This window comes from Acinetobacter sp. 102 (assembly GCF_037028485.1).
Taxonomy (GTDB): Bacteria; Pseudomonadota; Gammaproteobacteria; order Pseudomonadales; family Moraxellaceae; genus Acinetobacter; species Acinetobacter higginsii.
In genome coordinates this window covers 387,415-410,203 of record NZ_JAZEZK010000001.1, presented here as the reverse complement: position 1 = coordinate 410,203, position 22,789 = coordinate 387,415, and the positions used below count along the sequence as shown (strand labels likewise).

Sequence of the window (22,789 nt, the reverse complement as noted above, 5' to 3'; positions counted from 1 at the left end):
TAGAAATAGAACGAGGAATAGAATGAAAACATTGCAAACATTGAGCTTAATTGCTGCATCTATGCTGACAAGTACCGTTTTTGCGGCTGACTTTTCTTTTGACCGCCCTGGTACGGGGATAGGGACTGGTATTACCCCTGTGGGACAGTTGGCATGGGAACAAGGTTTACCGAGTATCAACTACCAAGAAGGTAAGGTAGATGGTGTCAAAGACAAAACCTTAACCCTTAACGGTGACATGTTATTGCGTACCGGTTTGGCCGATGGTTTGGAACTGCAATTGGGTTGGCAAGGTCCAGTGTGGCAGCAATACAAACGTGCAGGTACGAAAAAAGAGACCAATGGTCTGGGCGATGTCAGCATTGGTTTGAAAAAAGCCATTGATCTAAAAGATGATCGTTTATCCATGGCATTGTTGGCTGAAGCGATCATTGCAACGGGGAATGATGAATTCACCAACCATGATGATATCTATAGTCTTACTTCAGCAGTTGCTTACGAATTTAGTGACTTGATTGGAACTTCGATCACGATGCGTTATGAAGCGCAGAACAGTAATTGGGCCGTGACTGCAATTCCAACCATTGACTATAAAATTGCAGGTAAATTATCGGGTTATTCAGAGTTTGTTTATCGTAAAGCCGAGAGCCAAGACTATGAATATGGTCTCGGTACAGGTCTGATTTATGCTTTGAATAATCGCACGCAATTGGATGCCAGCATTGGTGTAGACCTGAATGGCGATCAAAAAGGTTATAACGGTGGCTTCGGCGTATCGGTTTTATTCTAACAATAATGAATACTCCTGAATTCTCTTAAATTCACTTCTGCATAAGTGGGAGGGAGGTTCAGGAGATTGATAGTGAGATAATCATGCAAATGTCTGTTCAGGCTGGGAAATCTTTCCCGCTGATGCGTTACTTTCTTGGGACTTTATTGTTGTTATGTGGGTCTTTGACTTACGCCCAAGAGAATTCATCGGCGCCATTACTTAGCCCCGAACAGGCTTTTGCATTTACGGTTGAGTCGACTGCACAGAATCAAGCACGTTTGCATTGGTCGATCCAGCCAAATTATTATCTCTATCAGCATAAGTTTGAAGTACAGCAGGGCAATCAGCCCGTCGCATTGACTTTACCGAAAGCGGTAGAGCAGTATGATGAGAATTATGGTCACAGCCAAGTTTATTATCAGCAAGCTGAATTTAGTATTCCAACCCAAGCTTCTCAGCATTATCGTGTGACTTGGCAGGGCTGCGCCAAAGACCGGATTTGTTATCCTCCACAGAATATTGAATTTCAGACCGATGCCGATGGTCTAGTCAGTGCTCAGAATGTCAGTGCAAACTCACAAAAAAGCTTTTTAGATGTGGCGCGTGCATCCAATGCCTTAAATACCCAAACGGCAACAAATGATGAAGTGCAAGCCGAGCCAACGGCAAAAAATTCAAATGTGATGGCACAAGACCAAAAGTGGTCAAGTGCACTCGAACAGCATTCGCTGGCTTATAGCATCTTATTATTCTTGGGCCTAGGAATTTTACTGGCGTTTACACCGTGTTCCTTACCAATGTTACCGATTCTGACTTCATTAATTGTACGTGACAATAAAGGCGTCAAAGCTTGGTCAATTGCACTGACTTTTGTCGTGAGTATGGCTTTGGTCTATGCGGTATTAGGTTTGATTGCTTCTGCAGCAGGGCTGAATTTCCAACGCTGGTTACAACAACCCGCAACATTGATCGCATTTAGCTTATTGTTCGTGGTGTTTGCCCTCAATCTATTTGGCTTGTTCGAGTTGAAACTACCACAGAACTGGGTCAATCGACTGGATCAACTGCAGTCCAATCAAAAAGGCGGTACTTTGGTTGGTGCCAGTGTCATGGGTATGATCTCTGCATTGTTGGTTGGGCCTTGTATGACCGCACCTCTGGCAGGGGTATTACTGTTTATCTCGCAAACACAGAGTCAATGGCAAGGTGGGTTGTTGCTGTTTACACTCGGTTTTGGCATGGGTATTCCATTGCTATTGGCCAGCGTTCTGGGGGCAAAAGCTTTACCCAAAGCAGGCGACTGGATGAACCAAATCAAGGTGATTTTTGCCTTTTTAATGCTGGCCTTGAGCATTTACTTTATCCGTCCTTTATTGCCAGAACTCGCGATTCAAATTCTCAGTTTAATTCTTGGTTTGGCCTTTATTATTTATGCAGCATATCGTCTGTTTGCACAGAAAAGTAAGCTGCAATGGCTCTATGCGATCTTACTGATTTTAGCGATTCCAGCATTGGCCTTTAATCAATATCAGCATTTTCAAAGTCTCAGTTCAGTTCAGGCAGATAAGCTGGCCGAATGGCATGTGGCAAAAACAGCAGATGAATTTCAGCAGATCTTAGCCAATGCGCCCAAAGACCGTGGCATTGTGATTGATGTCTATGCGGATTGGTGTGTGGCTTGTCAGCCGATTGAGCATCGCATTCTAAAAGATGCAGAGGTGCAACAGGCCTTGTCTGGTTATTATCTGATTAAAATGGATTTAAGCCACTATGATGCGTCACACCAAGCATTGTTAGCACAGTGGGATATTTTAGGGCCACCGACCTACTTATTCTTAGATCAGCAACAACAAGAAATTCGCTCGCTACGCTTAACGGGTGCATTCCAAAAAGCTGAGCTATTACAGCAATTGGCTTTATTTAAAGGGAAACAATAACAATGTATCAACTCTTTATCGGCAATAAAAATTACTCCACGTGGTCGATGCGCCCATGGATTTTACTTACACAAGCGGGGATTTCCTTTCAGGAGCATGTGATTCGGTTTGATAGTTTTGAACCTGAAAGTGAATTTAAAACAGAGATTCTAAAGCTCAACCCAACGGGTAAAGTCCCCGCGCTTGTGAATGGCGAACTGGTAGTCTGGGATAGCTTGGCGATTTGTGAATATATTGCGGAACAGCATCCTGAGCTTGATTTGTGGCCACAGGAGAAGACATGGCGTGCTCGAGCACGTTGTATTAGTGCAGAGATGCATAGCAGCTTTCAAAGCTTACGTAATCTTTGCCCCATGAATGTGGAAGCGGATCTAGGTCATATTGGTAAACAACTCTGGGCCGAACATGCGCAGTTACGTGCCGATGTGGCTCGAATTGATCAGATCTGGTCTGAACGTCCGAGCGAAGACGGTTTTTTATGTGGCGAGTTTAGTATTGCCGATGCATTCTATGCACCGGTGGTGATGCGTTTTGAATGCTATCAATTGCCACTCTCCGCATCCAGCCAAGCCTATGTGCAAAAAATCTTGTCTTTACCATCGGTACAGCAATGGATTGACGAAGCCAAACAAGAGCAGATGTTTGTGCCTTTTGATGAACCTTATCGTCAACATCGAGAAGAATTTTTGAAAGGCTAATCAACATTGCAATGAAGGCATATTGTGCCTTCATTGTTCTAGCTTGTTGCAAGATCAGTAAATATTTTCACTTGATTACGCCCCGCAGCTTTGACTGCATACAGGGCTTGATCGGCCTGACTGATGATCAAATGTGGCTCATCGGCACTGAGCGAACTACTAATCCCAAAGCTGGCACTCACGCTAAATTCCTGCTTATATTCTGTAATAAAGCGCAGTTGTGATACTGCATGACGACAGCGTTCAGCTACGTTCTGTGCTTGCATCGTCGGCGTGTTGGGCAGCAATAAAATAAACTCCTCGCCACCAAAACGACCAATGATATCCTGATCACGTAGATTACTTGCCAAGCATCGTGCGACTTGGATCAGCACTTGATCGCCCATGCTATGCCCATATTGATCATTAATCGTTTTAAAATGATCGAGATCAAGCAGAATAATCGAATAGAGTGGGTGGGGGTGTTGATGCAACTTATTTAAATAACTACTGATACTACGTCGATTGAGTACATTGGTCAGAGGGTCGAGACGGCTGAGAATCTGAATGGTCATTTCCCGCGTTCGCCATTGCGTCAGTAAAATTTCAAATAAGAATAAACACGCCAATAAAATCGGCAATAAGAAAAATACCATACTGCCGACCCAGAATGGATGCATCGGTACTTCATTTAGGCGCTGCATATTAAACAGAGGCGCATAAGTCAGCATCCCAATCATGCTCAGGTAGTTGCATAGCAATAAGGCAAGTGTTGCTGGAATCAAAGCGCAATACACCATCCTGCGGTCAAACAGCACTAAACCCACACCTACTACACTGACATAACCCACCATAGTCGCTGGGCTAAAACTGCCTGCTAAATAGCCTTTATGGCATAGCATTGCAGTAAAAATCTGCACACTGAGGATAGGTAAAACATTCTGTGCCCAAGTTCGATCCTTAAATACATGGCAAGGAATAATAAGCAGCAACATCACGGTCAGCGTAATCAGGCTGGTCATTAAGTGCGAGCGCACGATCCCAAGATTAACCCATTCAGAATACTGTGGATGTATCAGGACAAAAATATCCCAACTGATCCAAAATAGGCTCATAAATGCAGCAAGTATCAGTAATAAAATACTTTTTTTGAGTATGGTCCAATTGACTACAATATGATGTTCCCAAGAAAGCTTAAAGCCCCATCCTTTTGTGTCAGTTGACCGATTAAAACGAATCTTCACCATTGGCATGCATCCTTTTATGCAATGAGATTCCTAGCAACTGTAGATCTGTCGTCAAAATACCGAAGAACGATTATTGAAATAACAATAACATCTTTAGAATGAGAAAAAAGTCTAGCTCTGGGCTTTTTAATGCAAATCAGGACGGGAAAAATTCTTTGATAAATCAGCTCTTATCAGAATATCCAATCAATTTTATTTTATGATGACCAAAGGGAATTAAGAATGACAATGGTCAGACATAGCTGACCATTTTTTACACGATTTTATGTGGTTCAGTCACGATCGAGTGCATGTGCAAACTCTGCGATATCTGCCAAAGCTTGCTTTGCTTCAGGGAACCAAGCATTAAACATCTGGAAATTATGCCACATGCCGGTATACAGCTTGAACTGAACTTTGACATCGGCTTTTTCCGCTTTTTCTCTAAAGCGTTTTGAATCATCCAATAGAATTTCTTTAGAGCCGACTTGTACCAAGGTGGGTGGTAGCCCTTTTAAATCATCAAACAACGGTGAAACACGTGGATCATCGGTTTGAATATTATCGGTAAGATAATGATTGATGCCTGCCTGTAAGGCCTCAATCGACAACAAGGCATCATGTTTCTGGTTAAAGCGTAGCGATTCACTGGTCAAGGTGAGATCAAGATAAGGCGACATCAGAATCAAGCCGCTTGGCATCAGTTCAGGTTGCTGTTTGAGACGTAAACACAGCGCCAAGGCAAGGTTAGCACCGCAAGAATCACCTGAGATAATAATATCTTTCGGTTTAATGCCTTGTACCAGCAGCGCTTGATAGACATCGAAAATCGCATCAATCGCTTCAGGATATGGATGTTCAGGTGCAAGTGGATAATCGACATGAATCACTTGCATTTGAGTACGTGCAGCAATATCTGTCATCAAAGCACGATGAGTATTTAAACTACCGAGGAAAAAAGCACCACCGTGAATATGGAAAATAAGTTGTGTAGCCGCGGCTTGGGCTTTGATTTCTTCACCACGTACACCCGCTAGACGGATTGGGCGGACTTGTACTGTTGAATCTTGTGGAAATAGACGACACAGTTGATCGAGCAACGGACGTAATGCATTTGGGGCCAAGTTAAATTGACTAGGTGTCCGAATCGTCGCTTTAAGTAAGGATTCAGTAAAATAATATTTCCAAACAGTAGCAAATTTCATAATTTTTCCATATTGTTAGATCAGTATAGCAATAAGAAAGTTCTTGAAAATAAGCTATGTCTAAGCACGACGATAAAATCTGAAAAAATGTGCACTATGACACCCTTACTCAGGTTATACCAAATAGTCATAATCAAGAATTGCAATATTGATTGAAGTTCTCAATACTTTCAGTTTGAAAGACCCCTTAAGGATATTACAAAAATGAAGAAAATTGCTTTAGCATTTGGATTGCTCGGTTTGACAACTTTTGCCAATGCAGCGGATGCGCTGAATGGCACTGTTTGGCAGACAATTGATGATGAAACAAAACAGCCAAAGGCGATCGTGAAGTTCACGGAGCAAAAGGATGGAACGTTAACGGCGTCGATTCAAAAATATTTAGTAGCAGGTCAGGAAAATGCTTGTTCTAAATGTGAAGGAACTTACCATAACAAACCACTGAAAGGCGTGACTATCGTAAATGGCCTGAAAAATGTCGGTGGTGTGAACTACGATGGTGGTTCAATTATCGATCCTAAAAATGGTAAAACCTATAAATTGAAAGCTGAAATCATCGAAGGTGGTAAAAAGCTGAAATTACGTGGCTATATTGGTGTCGCTGCTTTAGGTCGTAACCAAACTTGGATTCGTACCAACTAAGCCAGATTTAAATAATAAAAACCGAGTCGTGAGACTCGGTTTTTATTGCTGCTGATTGATAAAATTTAAGCGGATAGAGCTTGATAGGTGGCTTCATCAAAGCCAATCACAAAACCTTGTGGAGTTTGCAGTACAGGACGCTTAATCAGGCTAGGTTGCGCAATTAGGGCTTCAATCAGGTTCTGTTCATTGCTGGTCGCGTGTGTTTGCTCATCTGCAGTGAGTTTGCGCCATGTGGTGCCTTTTTTATTCAGTACTTTGTCCGCACCAATCTCTTTTAACCAGATCGCTAAAGTATCTGCATCAATGCCTTGTTTTTTATAATCATGAAATTCGTAATTGATGCCGTTGGCTTGTAATGCATCAAAGGCTTTTTTCATCGAATTACAATTTTTAATGCCGTAAATTTTAAACATAGCGAAAACCATAAAAAGAATAAAAGAGATGAACCAAAGCCTAACGCAAAAGAAGGGTGGTGTACCAGTTGAAATTTTTTATTAAGTTGATCGTTAGGGTGTATGCAACAACAATGAAATGACGAAAAATGATCATGTGAATTGAGCGTAACTGCTAAAGACAAATTCAAGCGAGAAAATCTAAGATTTAGAAAAGAGAAAACCCGCATATAATCTTCCTGATTATGCGGGTCTCATTTCAACGTCCAATGTCTCATCCATGCAAATAAACTTAATCTAAGTTTATTTTATCTTCCTACGGCGTCCTATCCCTTTTTGGTCATCCTGACCGCTTCCCTGTGCCGTGAAGCTATAATGCCGTTCTAGATGCGAAATAAAAATACACAAAAGCGACAAGTTATGTAAGCTAAAGAAGCGATCAAAGTGAACAAGTGTTCACTTATTCGTGTATTTTATAGTCGATAATCACGGGTGCATGGTCACTAAACCATTGTTCTTTATACACCCATGCATTTGTTGTGCGTGCTTTCCAGTCTGGAGAACAGGCATGGTAGTCGATACGCCACCCAACATTTTTCGCACGCGCTTGACCGCGATTTGACCACCATGAATACAATTCTGCTTCAGGGCGAACTTCGCGGAAAGTATCCACATAACCTAACTCGTCATACATATGATCGAGCCAAGCACGTTCATGTGGCAGAACCCCAGAAGATTTCTGGTTACCTGACCAGTTTTTAATATCGATGCGTTTATGCACGATATTGTAATCCCCACAGACAATGATTGATTTATTTTCATCTCGCCACTGTTTGAGTATTTTGGCGTATTCTTGTAAAAACACGTCTTTGCGTGCTTGCGCTTCGTCACCGCTTGATCCTGATGGCAAGTATAACGAGGCAATATGAACAGTTTGTGACAGCCCTAAATCAAATTCAGCTGTGGTAAAACGCCCTTGAGAATCAGCCAGTTCAAAGCCTAGACCATCTTTCACTGACACGAATGGCAGACGGCTATAAATCGCCGTACCTGCATAACCTGCGCGTTCAGCAGGAAACAGGTGGGTATACCAACCTTCAGGTTTAAATTTATCGGTCCATTGTTCATGGGTGATGCGACTTTCCTGCATACACACCACATCGGCACCCGACTGTTCTAACCATTCGAGTAGGCCTTTGGTGACTGATGAGCGCAAGCCATTTACGTTAATTGAAACGACTCGAAGAATTTTTACATCACTTGGATAGCTATCCTTTGGTATCATACGTCTGTTTAACCTCAATTGAAGAATTTGGAGCACTTTAATATGACAACGCCTGTGTCATTTCATCCGCAAGCTTTTATCGAACTCGCATTATCACGTGGAGTGCTTAAATTTGGTGAGTTTACCTTAAAATCAGGCCGTGTCAGTCCTTATTTCTTTAACGCAGGTTTGTTAAACGATGGTGAAGCACTGTCTTTGTTAGCGCAAGGCTATGCCGATAAACTAGTGCAGTGCGACAATGTTGGTGTGATTTTTGGCCCAGCGTATAAAGGAATTCCTTTTGTCGCAGCAACAGCGGTGGCCTTGTCTCAAGTGCACGGTAAAAGCGTACCTTGGGGCTTTAACCGTAAAGAAGCCAAAGATCATGGTGAAGGTGGTGTGTTGGTGGGTGCATCGGTTGCAGGTCAAAAAGTCTGGATCATTGATGATGTGATCACTGCGGGGACAGCGATTCGTGAAGTTGTTACGATCTTAAAGAATGCAGGTGCTGAAATTGCAGGTGTATTGGTTGCGCTAGATCGTCAAGAACGTGGTCAAGGTGAACTTTCTGCGATTCAGGAAGTACAAAAAGAACTCGAAATTCCAGTTCATGCATTGATCACTATGAAAGATTTGATGGATTATCTGGATACAAAAGGCGAAAAAGACGCTTTGGCCAATATGCAGGCGTATCGTGAAAAATATGGCATCTAAGTTTTAGATGTAAACGAAAAGGAAGCTGAGGCTTCCTTTTTTATTCTTTGGTTTGAGCGGGAAAATACGATTACTCTATCTTGTTTAAAGAGACTGTATTTTGTAGTTGAGCGTTATTTTCATGATATTCAATCGCTAACTCTATTAAACGGGTAATGAGGTCAGAGTAACTTAGTCCACTCGCTTCCCATAGTTTTGGAAACATACTTATATTCGTAAAACCCGGTAAAGTATTTATTTCATTAATAAAAACTTCTCCATTTTTTGTTAAAAAAACATCAACCCTTGCAAGTCCTGTACATTCCAAAACTTCATAAGCTTTGATTGAGATCTCTCTAATTTTTTCGCTAATTTCATTTGGTATGTTTGCGGGAATGGTTACTGTTGCACCTTTATCATTAATATATTTTGTGTCATACGAATAGAAGCTATCTTCAAGCTCAATTTCCCCACAAACACTTGCTGAAGGCTCATCGTTACCGATAACGGCACATTCTATTTCTCTGCCATTAATTCCTTGTTCAATCAAAACTTTATTGTCGTAAATGAACGCTGTATCTAGAGCTGTTTCAAATTCATCTTGAGTGCTGACTTTACTCACACCTACTGATGAACCCTGATTAGCGGGTTTAACAAATAAAGGGCAGCCTAATTGTGAACTTGCAATTTCGAAGCTGATATCTTTTCTTTTTTTCTTCATTAGCTTTATGAAGGGGGTAATATTTAAGCCAGCATCTCTTAATAATCTTTTTGTTATATCTTTATCCATACACATGGCAGAACTGAGGACTTGAGAACCAACAAATGGAAGGTTCACCATTCTTAACAATCCTTGCAATGAGCCATCTTCTCCAAGTGTTCCGTGAACGATCGGAAAGATCACATCCAATTGCGATAGCGTTTTGTTTTGAAACTCTATGATTTGTTTTTCATTTTTCCCTGGAATGAACGCAATATTTCGTCCTGATTGATGCAGTGAAATGAGAGATGGATTATCTGAATTTAATAAAAAATGAGTACTTTCATTCAGGTGCCATATTCCATTTTTATCGATACCGATCAATGTCACATCAAATTTTTCTCGGTCTATTGCATCAACAATATTTCTTGCAGACTGAAGCGAAACCTCGTGCTCGGTAGACTTTCCTCCAAATATAATGCCAATATTTTTCTTCTGCATTCCTATATTTCCTTAAATATTTACTAAATTTTCGACTAAAAACTAAACCTTAATGTACCTCTGAATGATGTAACATCATGATTAATATTTGTGACACTTAGCTAAATTTATCTGAATATCAAGGGAGAAGGGAAGCCATTACAGAATGATTGATTACTATTGGTTACGATATATTTTTCTTCATTTCTAGGTTAGCTAAAGCTCAATAATCTTTTAATAAAATAAAGAATTAAAATATTTAGCTTATTGTTGAAAATTAACTTAGCTTGGATATCAAAGATATTTTCATTTGTTTCAAATTGATATAACCAGAGTTAGAGAAAAGAAAAGTGAAAAACAAGATTGAGCAGGCAAATCCTGATGTGAAAATTATAAGAGGATTTTTTACATCCCAAAGTGAGTGCCAACTCATTTCTCAATGGCTAGATGCTCGATTTTATCACTCTCTTGGGATCACCGTATTTCTTGATCGGACACAAGTGATTGATACACAGTGGCAGCTGTTAAGACTATATGATTCTAACCAGCCTGATGAGCTCCTCGGTGTTGCAGCCATACTTGCCAGAGGGACTTGTTTTTGGTTACCTGAGGAAAGCAGCTCTGCTGGATTGCTTTGTTCAGAGATTCTTAAACTCCAGCCACTTCGAATTGTCACTACATCTTTTGGCCGTGATGTATTGCGTTCTGTGGCAGGGCATCAAGTGAGCATATTACGACAGTATGATCAATGGATTATGGTCTGTACACGTCGTTTCCCACAGACAAGTGGCCGTTTAGCGATTACTTCAGATATTCCTCGTCTGATTGAATATCAGCACTTATACAACCAAGAACGCTCGGTAGATGAACGATCTGATTGGGATGTACTTATTCAGCAAGCGAAAGTTGTTGTGTATGAGGTTGATGGTCAGATTGTCTCAATCGTCCGATTCGGGATTGAAACTCATCGTTTAGTCAGTCTAGGCGGAACGTATACCTTTCCTGCCTATCGTCGGCAGGGCTATGCTGAGTGTGTTTTGGCGTTTGCAGTCAATCAAATCATTGAGAGTGGGCGTACGGCACACCTCGTTGTCGATATAGATAACACCTCTGCAATAGAACTGTACCGACAAATGGGCTTTGAATGTATTGGTTCATCTTATGTTGGCTATTTGGAGTATTCATAAACAGCTAAACATTCTGGTCCAACATCGCAGGCATCAGGATTTCTTTAACGCAGCTTGCCTTGCTGGTTGAAAGAATAAAATGAATCGCCTGAATCACATCGGCTAAAGGGATGAGAGAGTATTCGGTTTGTTCTAAAACATCTTGTGTAGCTTTATCTATTTCATATTCACTGGCCAGATAGCCCAAGTTCAGCACACTGACCCCAATCAAGTGCTCACGCAAGATTTCACGTAGTGATTGTGCAATGCCCCTTAATGCAAATTTGGTTGCCGAGAAAACAAGTTCTTTACCGTTATGATTATCAACACCCCAAGTGGAGCCGATCAGAATAATTTTGGCATTATCGGAGAGTTTTAGATTTTCAATAAGAGATTGAATCGACAGGATACAGGTGCTGATATTGGTATGAATAATTTGGTTGATTTCAGTAGCAGGAACATTTTCAAAATTATAGTTGTCGCTAAAAGCTTGTTGTTCCCAAATGCCGACATTGTAAATCAGCACATCAAGTTTTTGTTGTCCAATTGCTGTCTTTACGTCGCTTACAGCCTGCTCTGGTTTGGATAGATCAGCACAAATCCAGTTTAAGTTTGGAGTTTCTTGTGGTTGGCTGCGAGATACGCCGTAGATGGTATCTGTTGGCTTTGGTACAGCTTGAACAATGGCTTTGCCTAGACCTTTGCTGACGCCGTATATGAGAAACGTTTTATTTGAGTTATCCATCCATCTATCCGTATTTTTAGATTAAAAGGTCACTATAAAAGCTCAAGTTAACTTGAGGTCAAGAGTTATTGGAATACTAGGGTGGTGCTATTGATAATATGAGGAATTTGGTGGATTATCAGAATGTAATTTGAAAAAGATATAATCAACTAGGTTCTTATGACTGAAGATGAATTATTAGAAAGAGCATTGAATTATAGTGCGACGATTCATCAGCCCCATGCAATAAAATCTTATCAGGCTGCGAAAAATATTTTTACAGTTTTGGGAAATAATGCTATCTGGGAGCAAGCTGATAAATTAATTTTTCAAAGTGAAGTATATAATGTGCGCTCATTTACTCAAGATAGTCATGATACAAAATTTTCATTACCTCGTATTCAAAGCATATTGAATAGAAGTATTTATCCTGTTGCATATTCAGCATTATATCAATGGTATCGCAATTATGGATTTAAAAATATTTTTGATCATTATATAAAATCAGCTGCCTCGAATAATGAATATTTATCTCATAATGTAACGATATTATTATCTTTCCAGACTTTGCTGCCTAAGTTGAATGAAAAACAGATATATCCTTTTTTAGATCGTTTTACAGAATTTTTAACCTCCACTTTTGGTAATACAAGCAAACAAATCCTATCTGAATCCTTTGATCAAAATATCACTTTTCAAAGTTTACTTAACGAATGTATACATCAACCTAGTTTCTTCGGACATAATTTAATTACGCTTACTTGGTTGATGCGGTGTGAAAATCAAATTCCATCTGAATTAATGCAAAAGTTTAAATTCCATCTACACATACAGGCTACTACACCATTAGAGGATCCTGAGGATGAGCTGGATGCGGATATTTATAGTCAAAGCTTGGAGGGCGATCTAACACAGTTCATGCTGACTTTAGATAATTTAATATTTGGGACCTGTAAAAATTTGCATCAGGTGACACTGGCAGATGCTTTACTTTATCTACAACAGCAATTTCCTATATACACCCGAAAGCTAAACCGTATTGCGGATTATCAAATAAGGTTATTAAAACGATCATATTGAGTATTTTCTTCCTCACACTTCTTACATTCCAACATCACGCCTAATTTCTTACTGCGCCCTTGTTTGGTTAACACCCAAGGGCGATTCTGCCACGGCGGATCATGGCGTACATGCTGCCCATGCCCACAAGCAAGATCAGCTATCCAATGAGCTTCTTCATCGAGATGAAAACCGACAATCGCTTGCTGCATTTAATTTTCCTGACTCTCGAGTTTAGATTGTTCCAAACCCTTTAAAAAACGATGGCATAAGTTATGAATCGCCAGCAGATCATTTGGGTCCATACCCAATGAGCAGGCGAGCTTAAACGGAATTGCGATAATTTCATCTTTTGAAATCAGTGCTTTTTCCAGCAAAATCACTTTTTTCATTCGCTCATCTTCTTTGACCGCAACACGCTTTAAAAACTGTTTTTCTTCGAGTTTTTTAATAATCGGTGTCAGCGTTCCAGAATCAAAAAAAGTCTTTTGTCCAATTTCAGACAACATCACATTGTCCTGCTCATACAAAGCCAGCAATACAATAAATTGCGGATAGGTTAGATCATATTCCTGAAGTAAAGGGCGGTACTGGCGAATCATCGCATTGGTCGCGGAATACATGGCAAAACACACTTGGTTATCCAAAAATGAAACTTCAGCCATGATGATTTGTCCTCGACTCGGTTGTTGAACATTCAGTATAAATGGGATTGCATAAAAAGTATATTGCGCATAATTAACTTGTACACAAGGTGATTGTGTGCAATATTAAATAGGCAGGCTGAATGATTCAGCAAACGATTTTGAGTACATCCACGATTGGATCGAAGAGAGAGCATCTATGAGCAAGATTTATGATTTTCAGGCTGAACTGTTAGAAGGCGAACAAAAGAACCTCGCCGATTACCAAGGCAAAGTTTTATTGGTGGTGAATACGGCGAGTCAGTGTGGTCTAACGCCACAATTTGAAGGTTTGGAAAAGTTATATCAGGACTATCAACAGCAAGGTCTGGTGATTCTTGGTTTTCCATGTAATCAATTTGCCAACCAAGATCCATCCAGCAATGAAGAAATTGGCAGCTTCTGTCAACGTAATTATGGCGTATCTTTTCCGATGTTTGCCAAGGTCGATGTGAATGGCCCAAGCGCACATCCTTTGTATCAATACCTCACTTCTGAAGCTAAAGGCCTGTTAGGCAGCAGCATTAAATGGAACTTCACCAAATTCCTGATCAATCAAAACGGGGAAGTGGTCAAACGCTATGCTCCCATCACCAAACCTGAAAAAATTGCCAAAGATATTCAAAAGCTTTTGCGATAAATAGGCTGAAAAATGAGGAAAATGGAAATGACTGGTCTACGATGTATCCACTGGTGATTTCCTCATCCGAAACAAATTAAATCATAAAGCTGAATATTTTTAATATGTTGTAATTAATTGAACAAAATAGATTTTTTAATCTTTAAGATTTATACAACTTGTTTCACGATTGACCGCAAACTTCGCTATACTTTTTGCCAAGATTAAAAATACGAGCGTCAGATTATGCGTGTACTTGTAGTGATGGACCCGATTGAAACTGTGAATCTTAAAAAAGATTCAACCATGGCGATGTTATGGGCGGCCAGCCGTCGCGGACATGAATTGGGTTATGCATTACAACACGATTTATATATCGACCAAGGCAAAGCCTTTGGCCTGATCTCACCACTAAAAGTATTTGAAGACTATAACCATTACTATGAGTTGGGCGAGCAGCGCAAAGAGTCGTTGGCCGATTACGATGTGGTGTTGATGCGTAAAGACCCACCATTCGACATGAATTTTGTTTATACCACTTACATTCTGGAACAAGCCGAGCGTGAAGGCGTGTGGATTATTAACAAACCACAATCGCTACGTGACTGTAATGAAAAGTTGTTCGCGACCCAATTCCCTGAATTACAAGTACCCACTTTGGTGACCTCACAACAAAGCCTGATTCGTGAATTTATCAAAGAACATGGTGATGTGATTGTGAAGCCTTTGGATGGCATGGGCGGTATGGGGATTTTCCGTTTATACCAAGATGGCGTGAACATTGGTTCGACCTTGGAAATGCTCACGGAAATGGGCACGCGTCCAATTATGGCGCAACGTTATATCCCTGAAATTGTCGAAGGCGATAAGCGCATCTTGATGGTCAATGGCGAGCCAATTCCATATTGCTTGGCACGGATTCCGCAAAATGGCGAAGTGCGTGGTAACTTGGCGGCAGGTGGTTTAGGTCAGGCCCGCCCACTGACTGAAAATGATAAATTGATTGCGGCAAAAGTCGGGCCCTTCCTGCGTGAAAAAGGTCTGGTCTTTGTTGGTTTGGATGTGATTGGTAACTATGTGACTGAAATTAACGTGACCAGCCCAACCTGTATCCGTGAGATTGATGCGCAATTTGGCACCTCGATTGCCGACGATCTTTTCGATGTTTTAGAAGCAGGTCCTAAAAACTAAAAAAAGTTGCATTTTTGACCGAATTGCCCGTTTGTATTCCATCAAAATTTGGACGCAAATGGGCTTTTGTATATTGGCAGAACCTTGTTTTTAACAAAGAATCGAAAAAAGCACAGCTTTCTGTTGTAAACAGGTGAAATTCGCTTTTCGTGAATGAAACTTTAGGATTAAAATAACTTCCGAAAACAATAGACGATAACCTTCTTTTTTTGAGTTGAAGAATTAGACCGTGACCAATTCACCGCAGAACAAACCCAAACATGTCATGATGATGGCCGCAGGTACAGGTGGGCATGTGTTTCCCGCGCTTGCTGTTGCCAAACAGCTGCAACAGGAAGGCTGCCAAGTCTCTTGGTTAGCGACGCCTACGGGAATGGAAAATCGGTTGCTGAAAGATCAAAATATTCCAATTTATCAAATTGATATTCAAGGTGTACGCGGTAATGGCTTGGTTCGTAAACTCAGTGCGCCGTTTAAAATTTTAAAAGCCACGCTCAGCGCCATGCGCTATATGAAGCAGCTCAAGATTGATGCTGTGGCGGGTTTTGGTGGTTATGTGGCAGGTCCAGGTGGCTTAGCTGCACGTTTGCTGGGTATTCCTGTGCTGATTCATGAGCAAAATGCGATTGCAGGATTTACCAATACCCAATTGGCACGTATTGCCAAGACCGTGTGTCAGGCTTTTCCAAATACATTTGCAAACAGTGATAAAGTCGTGACCACAGGTAATCCTGTGCGTGCGGAGATTACAGCGATTTTAAATCCGTCATGGCGTTATCAAACCCGTGAACAGGAACAATTGCCCATCAATCTTTTAATTGTTGGTGGTTCACTGGGCGCACAAGCATTGAATGAGCGTTTGCCTGAGGCTTTGAAAAAGGTCAATGTTCCGCTGAAGGTGTTCCATCAGTGTGGTCAAAACAAGCAAGATGCCACACGTGCATTGTATCAAGGTGCACCTGCGAGTTTGGATATTCAAGTGGAACCCTTTATTCACGATATGGCAAAAGCCTATAGTGAAGCAGATTTAATTATATGCCGTGCTGGCGCTTTAACGGTGACGGAAGTGGCAACCGCAGGTTTGGCGGCGATTTTTGTGCCTTTACCGATTGCGGTGGATGACCACCAAACAGCAAATGCGAAATTCTTGGCCAATGCTGGCGCAGCTAAGATTTGCCAGCAAGCAGACATGACACCTGCTGTTTTAGATGAGTTATTAGCGACCTTATTAAATCGTCAGCTACTCTCTGAAATGGCTGTAAAAGCACGTCAACAAGCACAACCGAATGCAACACAGCATGTGGTTGATCTGATTAAAAAATTGTAATTCGAGTTTATTTATGTCTCCTACAAATCCAAACCAAGCCAAAAAGCTGATTAAAGTGCCAGAAATGCGCCGTATTAAAAATATCCACTTTGTTGGTATTGGTGGTGCGGGGATGTGCGGTATTGCCGAAGTATTGAGTAACCAAGGTTATAAAATTTCAGGCTCAGACATTAAAGCGTCGAAAACCACAGCTCAACTCGAAGCGAATGGTATTAAAGTATTTATTGGCCATTCAGCTGACAATATTAAAAATGCCAATGTATTGGTGGTGTCGACTGCGATTGATCCTGAAAATCCAGAGATTAAAGCAGCTATCGAACAACGTACCCCAATCGTGCGTCGTGCGGAAATGTTGGGTGAGTTGATGCGCTACCGTCATGGTATTGCGGTTGCGGGAACACATGGTAAAACCACAACGACAAGCTTATTGACCACCATGTTGGCGGAAGAAAACCTTGATCCGACTTATGTGATTGGCGGTTTGCTGAATAGCACAGGTGTAAATGCTGCATTAGGCGAAAGCCGTTTTATCGTGGCAGAAGCGGATGAGTCAGATGCATCTTTCTTGTATTTGCAACCGATGGCTGCGATCGTGACCAATATCGATGCGGATCATATGGACACCTATGAAGGCAGCTTTGATAAGCTAAAAGATACCTTTATCCAGTTCTTACATAACCTGCCATTTTATGGGTTGGCTGTGGTCTGTGGCGATGATGCCAATATCCGTGAGATTCTGCCGCGCGTGGGTCGTCCAGTCTTAACCTATGGTTTTGCTGAAGACAATGACATCCGTGCGGTGGATGTGGCGCAAGAAGGTATGCAGTCGCATTTTACCGTATTGCGTAAAGACCGTGAGCCATTGCGCGTTACTATCAATCAACCAGGTTTGCATAATGTCTTGAATGCATTGGCTGCGATTGGTGTAGCGACTGATGAAGGCGTGTCTGATGGCGCGATTTGCCGTGCCTTAGAAGGCTTTAGTGGTGTTGGTCGTCGCTTCCAAGTTCAGGGTGAATTTGAGGTTGATGAAGGCTTAGTAAAATTGGTGGATGACTATGGTCACCATCCAAAAGAAGTTGAAGCAACCATTAAAGCAGCGCGTGCCAGCCATCCAGACCGTCGTTTGGTGATGTTGTTCCAGCCGCACCGTTTTAGCCGTACCCGTGATTGTTTTGATGACTTTGTTGATGTGTTATCGCAAGTGGATCAGTTGTTATTACTGGAAGTTTATCCAGCAGGTGAAAAGCCGATTGTGGGCGCTGATAGTCGTGCTTTGGCGCGTAGTATTCGTCTACGTGGTGATGTTGAACCGATTTTGGTTGATCCAGTGGAAGGCAATTTACCAAACGTTTTACAAAAAGTGTTACAAGCAAATGACCTGTTATTAACACAAGGCGCGGGTAACGTTGGCGCAATTTCGGTAGAATTGGCTCAGCATCGCTTGTATGCCAAATCCCCCTAACCCCCTTTGTTAAAGGGGGAACCCCTCTCTTTTTAAAGGGAGGCGGGGAGAGATTTAATAGAATATATGAAGTTTTTTTAAGGATATAAACGTGTCAAATGCTGCAAAATTCGGCAAAGTTGCTGTGTTGTTTGGTGGGAAGTCGGCTGAGCGTGCTGTGTCATTGGACAGCGGTCAAGCTGTTTTAGAGGCGTTATTACGTTCGGGCGTTCAGGCAGAAGCATTTGACCCCCAAGATCGTAGTGTGACTGAATTGGTTGGCTATGATCGCGCTTTTATCGTATTACATGGTCGTGGTGGTGAAGACGGTCAGATCCAAGGTGTATTGGAGTGGCTAAACCTTCCTTATACCGGTACGGGTGTGCAAGGTTCTGCGATCGGTATGGACAAAGTTAAAACCAAGCAAATCTGGCAAGGCAGTGATTTGCCAACAGCACCTTATCGTATTGTCACTAAAGATACCGATCTGGATGCCGTGATTGCTGAATTGGGCTTGCCAGTCATTATCAAACCTGTACATGAAGGCTCAAGTGTTGGCATGAGCAAGGTTGAGAAAGCTGAAGATTTTGCTGCGGCAATTGAAAAAGCGACTCAGCATGATGCGGTAGTGATGGCAGAAAAATGGATCACAGGTCGTGAATTCACCATTTCATTCTTAAATGGTCAACCATTACCCGTGATTCGTTTACAGCCACCTGCAGACGTTGCCTTCTATGACTATGAAGCAAAGTATCAGCGTAATGATGTGGAATATGGTATTCCTTGCGGTCTAAGCGAGTCGGAAGAGAAAAGCTTACAAGCATTGTGCTTACGCGCATTCCAAGCGGTGGGTGCAGAAGGTTGGGGCCGTATTGATGCGATGCAAGATGAGCAGGGCAACTTCTGGTTATTAGAAGTGAATACCGTTCCAGGAATGACCAGCCACTCGTTGGTGCCAAAAGCGGCGCAAGCAGTGGGTTATAACTTTGATCAGCTCTGTGTTGCGATTTTAGAGCAAACCTTAGCTACGTCGGCTTAACGATTTATGGCTCAGCTTCCTGCCTCGATGCGCCGTAAAACGCGGCCAGCCATTAGCTCGATTCACGAGAAACCGCCTTCGCCTAAACAAAAAATGGTGAATGCGGGCGGTTGGGTCTTGCTGGTGATTGCGTTTGCTGTTTTGGCATTGGGTTTGTTTGGCTTATATAAAGTCATGACCGATGCAAGAGCGGCGCAGTTGCAGGTGGTTGGAACCAATTCTGATATTGAGAACCAACAGTTAGTTCAATATCTGAGTCCAATTATTAAAGATAACTATTTCACTTCAGATTTAGAACAAATTCGAGATCAAGCGTTAAAAGTGTCATGGGTTGATCGTGTGGTGGTGTCACGGGCTTGGCCAAATGCAATTCGGGTACGGGTGATGCCGCGCCATGCGATTGCACGTTGGGGAACAGGGCGTTTGCTCAGTGACAATGGCGATGTATTTAGTGAGGCGGTGCCAACAGCACATCCAAACTTGCCGCTTTTACATGGGCCAGCCAGCCAATCCAAAATGATGATGCGTCGCTATAATGAAATTAATCAGTTATTTCATCCAGCGAATTTGAGATTAAAAGAATTGTATTTAACCGAGCGTATGACGTGGTTCATGCAGTTTGATTCGGGCTTACGGATTATTGTAGACCAAGATCAAACTATGAATAAGCTGCAACGCTTAAGCCATTTGGCACAAACGGATTTAAAACCTGTATGGTCAAAAATCACGGCAATCGATTTGCGTTATCGGAATGGTCTTGCCATTCAGTGGAAAAACGCAGCTCCGCCGAAGATTGTCAACGGTCAGTTAGTTGTAACGATTGATGACACAAGCCTTGCAGGGGCAATTCAGGCAAAGCCATAATACGTGGCTTAAAATAAAGGGCAATCGTCCTAAACAACACTAAAGATATGGTATTGAAGTAATGAGTGAAGCTGTTCCCTCAGTTGTTGCGATTGATATTGGGACTCATAAAGTCTCAGTTTTGATTGGTAAGATCCATGCACCAGATAAGATCCAAGTCATTGGCATGGCAACTGCTCGCAACCGAGGTATGGTTAAAGGCAAGATTGTTAGCTTAGACAAGGTCATTGCGGCGATTAAGAATGCGGTATCCGAAGCTGAGGATATGGCTGAGTGTCGTATTCATAGTGCGTGGGTGTCGATTCCAAGTACTGAATTACAAAGTTTTTATGCCTCAGGCCGTACGCCTGTTGCAAACCACGATCATATTATTACGACAAATGAAGTGGTGCGTGCGTTAGAGTTGGCGAAAGCCAGTCATGTATCGCCAGATTACTATCTTGCCAGTGCTGTGCCATTGGGCTTCGAGTTGGGTGATTCAGCGGAGTGGGTACAAAACCCAGTCAATATGTCGGCGCATAGTATGACTGGGCATTATCAGTTAATGATGATGCCGATCAGCACCATGCAAAACCTTGATCGTGCCATGAAAGGGGCGAATATCGGGGTGGAGAAAATGGTGGTGTCTTGCTTGGCAACCGCTGAAGCCAGTCTGCTCAAAGATGAAAAAGAATATGGCGTGTGTCTGGTCGACATCGGCGCGGGTATTACCAATATCGCGGTATATCTAGATGGCCGTTTGGCTTTGGCACGAACCTTGCCACGTGGTGGTGAGAATGTGACGCGTGATATTGCTGCCGTTTTGCAGACCACCACAGAAGAAGCGGAACGCATCAAGATTTTACACGGTTGTGTTGACTTGAGTGTGGTGAAACCTGATCACATGATTCAGGTGCAGGGGATTGATGGTACGCAAACCATCAGTCGTATTGAGCTTGCAGAAATCATCATTGCGCGTTATGAAGAAATCTTCACTTTAATCCGTGAAGAATTGGAACATAGCGGTGCGATTCATGGTCTCTATCATGGTGTGGTACTGACAGGTGATGCGTGTCAAATTGAAGGTATGGTGAATTTGGCGCGTCGAATGTTGGGGGTGTCTGCGCATTTGGGCAATCCGCCATTACAGGTGTATGCAGATGATCAGCATTTAGCTGCATTGCGTCGTTCAATGTACGCAACCGCATCTGGCTTGTTGATGTTTAGCCAAAGTGATTTGCAAGATACGGTTGAAGAGCCAGAAGAAGCAAATGATCGTAGTTTTGTTGATCGTGTTGCCAATGGTTGGAATGCATTAAATAGCAAATTAAAGGCCATCTTTTAAGTTGTAGTTATTTTTGGGAAAATTTGTTAGGAAGTTGTTCTAAATCAGCCACTGTACTTGACAAGCTAGCTATTATTGAACAGCATCCTAAACATCAGTTGTTTAAAAATCAGGGCAGTAACGGGCTGAAGTAACTGCCATTAATATTAGGAAATCTAAAGGTCATGGCCTCATTTGAATTTATAGAAGATGAACTAGACAATGGCAACGGTCAAGCCCGTTTCACAGTATTTGGCGTTGGTGGTGGTGGCGGTAATGCCGTACAGCACATGGCGCAATCTGATATCCAAGGTGTAAAGTTCGTTTGTGCAAATACAGACAAACAAGCCTTGGATAGCATGAACGCCCCATTCAAAATTCAATTGGGTGAACAAAGTACACGTGGTTTAGGTGCAGGCGCTAATCCAGAAGTGGGTCAAATCGCAGCGGAAGAAAGCCGTGAAGTGATTCGTCAGCATCTTGAAGGTACCGACATGGTGTTTGTCACTGCCGGTATGGGTGGTGGTACAGGTACAGGTGCTGCACCAGTGGTTGCAGAAGTTGCCAAAGAGATGGGCATCCTGACCGTAGGTGTGGTGACTACACCATTCAACTTTGAAGGCCGTCGTCGTCAAAAGTCTGCTGAAAAAGGGATTGATGCTTTAGAAGCACACGTTGATTCATTAATCATCATTCCAAACCAACGCTTACTTAGCGTTTATGGCGATATTTCAATGAAAGATGCCTATAAAAAGGCAGATGATGTATTGTTGAACGCAGTGCGCAGTATTTTTGATCTTGTGGTCAATCGTGGTCACATTAACCTCGACTTTGCTGACTTGAAAACTGCAATGAGTACGCGTGGTTATGCGATGATGGGTGCTGGCTTGGGTCGCGGTGAAGATCGTGCTCGTCAAGCAGCAGAGCAGGCGATCCGTAGCCCATTGCTTGATAATGTAAATATTATCAATGCAAAAGGTGTGTTGATCAACATCACGGGTGGTGATGACATTACCCTACGTGAAACTGAAATCATTACTGATGTAGTCAACCAAATCGTTGATTTGGATGAAGGTGAAATCTTCTACGGTACGGTATTCGATCCGGATGCGCGAGATGAGCTTCGTGTGACTGTTATTGCAACAGGCTTAACCCGTAATGCAAGTGAAGTTGATCAGAAAAGACGTACTGTAGTTTCACATGCACCGTCTGCTCAAGCAGCTCAGCAACCAGTGGATGAAGATGATGTTCCTGCGATCAGCAAACGTGCAAATACGGATGCACCAGTGGGCGCAACAGCAAGTTCTACGCCACGTTCATCGCCAATGAGCATTCAAGACTATCTGAAAAATCAACAGCGTAAATAATAAAATCATATA

The 22,789-nt window shown here is 42.1% G+C and carries 23 protein-coding genes; 15 read left to right on the top strand and 8 right to left on the bottom strand.

Going from position 1 to position 22,789, the window contains the following annotated elements; all coding sequences use genetic code 11:
• Positions 1–22 precede the first annotated feature (22 nt).
• The 3 genes from WA352_RS01970 to WA352_RS01960 all read left to right on the top strand — a co-directional run bounded on the left by WA352_RS01970 (position 23) and on the right by WA352_RS01960 (position 3,407).
• Positions 23–790, top strand: a complete 768-nt coding sequence (locus WA352_RS01970) for a transporter (protein ID WP_005201616.1) — start codon at positions 23–25, stop codon at positions 788–790.
• A gap of 83 nt (positions 791–873) precedes the next feature.
• Complete coding sequence (gene dsbD / locus WA352_RS01965; protein ID WP_005317315.1) at positions 874–2,709, top strand: protein-disulfide reductase DsbD; 1,836 nt, start codon at positions 874–876, stop codon at positions 2,707–2,709.
• A gap of 2 nt (positions 2,710–2,711) precedes the next feature.
• On the top strand, positions 2,712–3,407 hold the full coding sequence (locus WA352_RS01960) for a glutathione S-transferase family protein (protein ID WP_005317326.1): 696 nt from the start codon (positions 2,712–2,714) through the stop codon (positions 3,405–3,407).
• A 38-nt stretch (positions 3,408–3,445) separates the two neighbouring features.
• Here WA352_RS01960 and WA352_RS01955 read toward each other — a convergent pair whose 3' ends face one another.
• Together WA352_RS01955 and WA352_RS01950 are read right to left on the bottom strand one after the other, a co-directional pair.
• Positions 3,446–4,633 carry a GGDEF domain-containing protein gene (locus tag WA352_RS01955; protein ID WP_005317330.1) on the bottom strand — a complete coding sequence of 396 codons (1,188 nt, stop codon included), beginning with the start codon at positions 4,631–4,633 and terminating at the stop codon, positions 3,446–3,448.
• Positions 4,634–4,905: 272 nt separating this feature from the next.
• The gene (locus WA352_RS01950; protein WP_005317333.1) at positions 4,906–5,817 is read right to left on the bottom strand and encodes an alpha/beta hydrolase; all 912 of its coding nucleotides are present in this window, start codon (positions 5,815–5,817) and stop codon (positions 4,906–4,908) included.
• 204 nt (positions 5,818–6,021) lie between these two features.
• Here WA352_RS01950 and WA352_RS01945 point away from each other — a divergent pair, with 204 nt between their 5' ends.
• Positions 6,022–6,459 (top strand): DUF2147 domain-containing protein, encoded by a 438-nt coding sequence (locus WA352_RS01945; RefSeq protein WP_004803572.1) that lies wholly within the window; start codon positions 6,022–6,024, stop codon positions 6,457–6,459.
• A gap of 65 nt (positions 6,460–6,524) precedes the next feature.
• Here the strand turns inward: WA352_RS01945 and WA352_RS01940 are convergent, their stop codons facing one another.
• Positions 6,525–6,875, bottom strand: a complete 351-nt coding sequence (locus tag WA352_RS01940) for an arsenate reductase (RefSeq protein ID WP_032859429.1) — start codon at positions 6,873–6,875, stop codon at positions 6,525–6,527.
• A 439-nt stretch (positions 6,876–7,314) separates the two neighbouring features.
• On the bottom strand, positions 7,315–8,139 hold the full coding sequence (locus tag WA352_RS01935; RefSeq protein ID WP_005317339.1) for an exodeoxyribonuclease III: 825 nt from the start codon (positions 8,137–8,139) through the stop codon (positions 7,315–7,317).
• Between the two features lie 42 nt (positions 8,140–8,181).
• Between WA352_RS01935 and pyrE the strand changes: the two genes are divergently transcribed.
• Entirely contained in the window at positions 8,182–8,832 is a 651-nt protein-coding gene (gene pyrE / locus WA352_RS01930; RefSeq protein WP_005317342.1) for an orotate phosphoribosyltransferase, read from the top strand.
• A 70-nt stretch (positions 8,833–8,902) separates the two neighbouring features.
• Here pyrE and ddlA read toward each other — a convergent pair whose 3' ends face one another.
• Positions 8,903–10,012 carry a D-alanine--D-alanine ligase gene (gene ddlA / locus WA352_RS01925; protein ID WP_005317345.1) on the bottom strand — a complete coding sequence of 370 codons (1,110 nt, stop codon included), beginning with the start codon at positions 10,010–10,012 and terminating at the stop codon, positions 8,903–8,905.
• 329 nt (positions 10,013–10,341) lie between these two features.
• On the opposite strand from ddlA, the gene WA352_RS01920 reads away from it, so the two are divergent.
• Positions 10,342–11,178, top strand: coding sequence for a GNAT family N-acetyltransferase (locus WA352_RS01920; protein WP_005317348.1), 837 nt, complete (start codon positions 10,342–10,344; stop codon positions 11,176–11,178).
• Positions 11,179–11,182: 4 nt separating this feature from the next.
• On the opposite strand, the gene WA352_RS01915 is transcribed toward WA352_RS01920, so the two are convergent.
• Positions 11,183–11,902 carry an SDR family NAD(P)-dependent oxidoreductase gene (locus WA352_RS01915; protein ID WP_005317351.1) on the bottom strand — a complete coding sequence of 240 codons (720 nt, stop codon included), beginning with the start codon at positions 11,900–11,902 and terminating at the stop codon, positions 11,183–11,185.
• 159 nt (positions 11,903–12,061) lie between these two features.
• Here WA352_RS01915 and WA352_RS01910 point away from each other — a divergent pair, with 159 nt between their 5' ends.
• A complete protein-coding gene (locus WA352_RS01910) occupies positions 12,062–12,961 on the top strand; it encodes a hypothetical protein (RefSeq protein ID WP_005317353.1) in 900 nt (299 codons plus the stop codon).
• On the opposite strand, the gene WA352_RS01905 is transcribed toward WA352_RS01910, so the two are convergent.
• Together WA352_RS01905 and WA352_RS01900 are read right to left on the bottom strand one after the other, a co-directional pair.
• The gene (locus WA352_RS01905) at positions 12,931–13,152 is read right to left on the bottom strand and encodes a DUF3565 domain-containing protein (protein WP_005317356.1); all 222 of its coding nucleotides are present in this window, start codon (positions 13,150–13,152) and stop codon (positions 12,931–12,933) included. The genes WA352_RS01910 and WA352_RS01905 overlap by 31 nt on opposite strands.
• Positions 13,153–13,605 carry a MarR family winged helix-turn-helix transcriptional regulator gene (locus tag WA352_RS01900; RefSeq protein WP_005317359.1) on the bottom strand — a complete coding sequence of 151 codons (453 nt, stop codon included), beginning with the start codon at positions 13,603–13,605 and terminating at the stop codon, positions 13,153–13,155.
• A 178-nt stretch (positions 13,606–13,783) separates the two neighbouring features.
• On the opposite strand from WA352_RS01900, the gene WA352_RS01895 reads away from it, so the two are divergent.
• The 8 genes from WA352_RS01895 (at position 13,784) to ftsZ (ending at position 22,777) form a co-directional block, all read left to right on the top strand.
• Positions 13,784–14,263, top strand: a complete 480-nt coding sequence (locus WA352_RS01895; RefSeq protein ID WP_005317362.1) for a glutathione peroxidase — start codon at positions 13,784–13,786, stop codon at positions 14,261–14,263.
• Between the two features lie 225 nt (positions 14,264–14,488).
• Positions 14,489–15,433 (top strand): glutathione synthase, encoded by a 945-nt coding sequence (gene gshB / locus WA352_RS01890; protein WP_005317365.1) that lies wholly within the window; start codon positions 14,489–14,491, stop codon positions 15,431–15,433.
• Between the two features lie 229 nt (positions 15,434–15,662).
• Entirely contained in the window at positions 15,663–16,760 is a 1,098-nt protein-coding gene (gene murG / locus WA352_RS01885) for an undecaprenyldiphospho-muramoylpentapeptide beta-N-acetylglucosaminyltransferase (protein WP_017402156.1), read from the top strand.
• A 13-nt stretch (positions 16,761–16,773) separates the two neighbouring features.
• Positions 16,774–18,225, top strand: coding sequence for a UDP-N-acetylmuramate--L-alanine ligase (gene murC / locus WA352_RS01880; RefSeq protein WP_005317368.1), 1,452 nt, complete (start codon positions 16,774–16,776; stop codon positions 18,223–18,225).
• A 91-nt stretch (positions 18,226–18,316) separates the two neighbouring features.
• Positions 18,317–19,243 (top strand): D-alanine--D-alanine ligase, encoded by a 927-nt coding sequence (locus WA352_RS01875; protein WP_005201595.1) that lies wholly within the window; start codon positions 18,317–18,319, stop codon positions 19,241–19,243.
• A 6-nt stretch (positions 19,244–19,249) separates the two neighbouring features.
• Positions 19,250–20,107, top strand: a complete 858-nt coding sequence (locus tag WA352_RS01870; protein WP_005201594.1) for a cell division protein FtsQ/DivIB — start codon at positions 19,250–19,252, stop codon at positions 20,105–20,107.
• Between the two features lie 61 nt (positions 20,108–20,168).
• A complete protein-coding gene (ftsA, locus tag WA352_RS01865; protein ID WP_004803607.1) occupies positions 20,169–21,431 on the top strand; it encodes a cell division protein FtsA in 1,263 nt (420 codons plus the stop codon).
• A gap of 164 nt (positions 21,432–21,595) precedes the next feature.
• Complete coding sequence (ftsZ, locus tag WA352_RS01860; protein ID WP_005317373.1) at positions 21,596–22,777, top strand: cell division protein FtsZ; 1,182 nt, start codon at positions 21,596–21,598, stop codon at positions 22,775–22,777.
• The last annotated feature ends 12 nt before the right edge of the window (positions 22,778–22,789 follow it).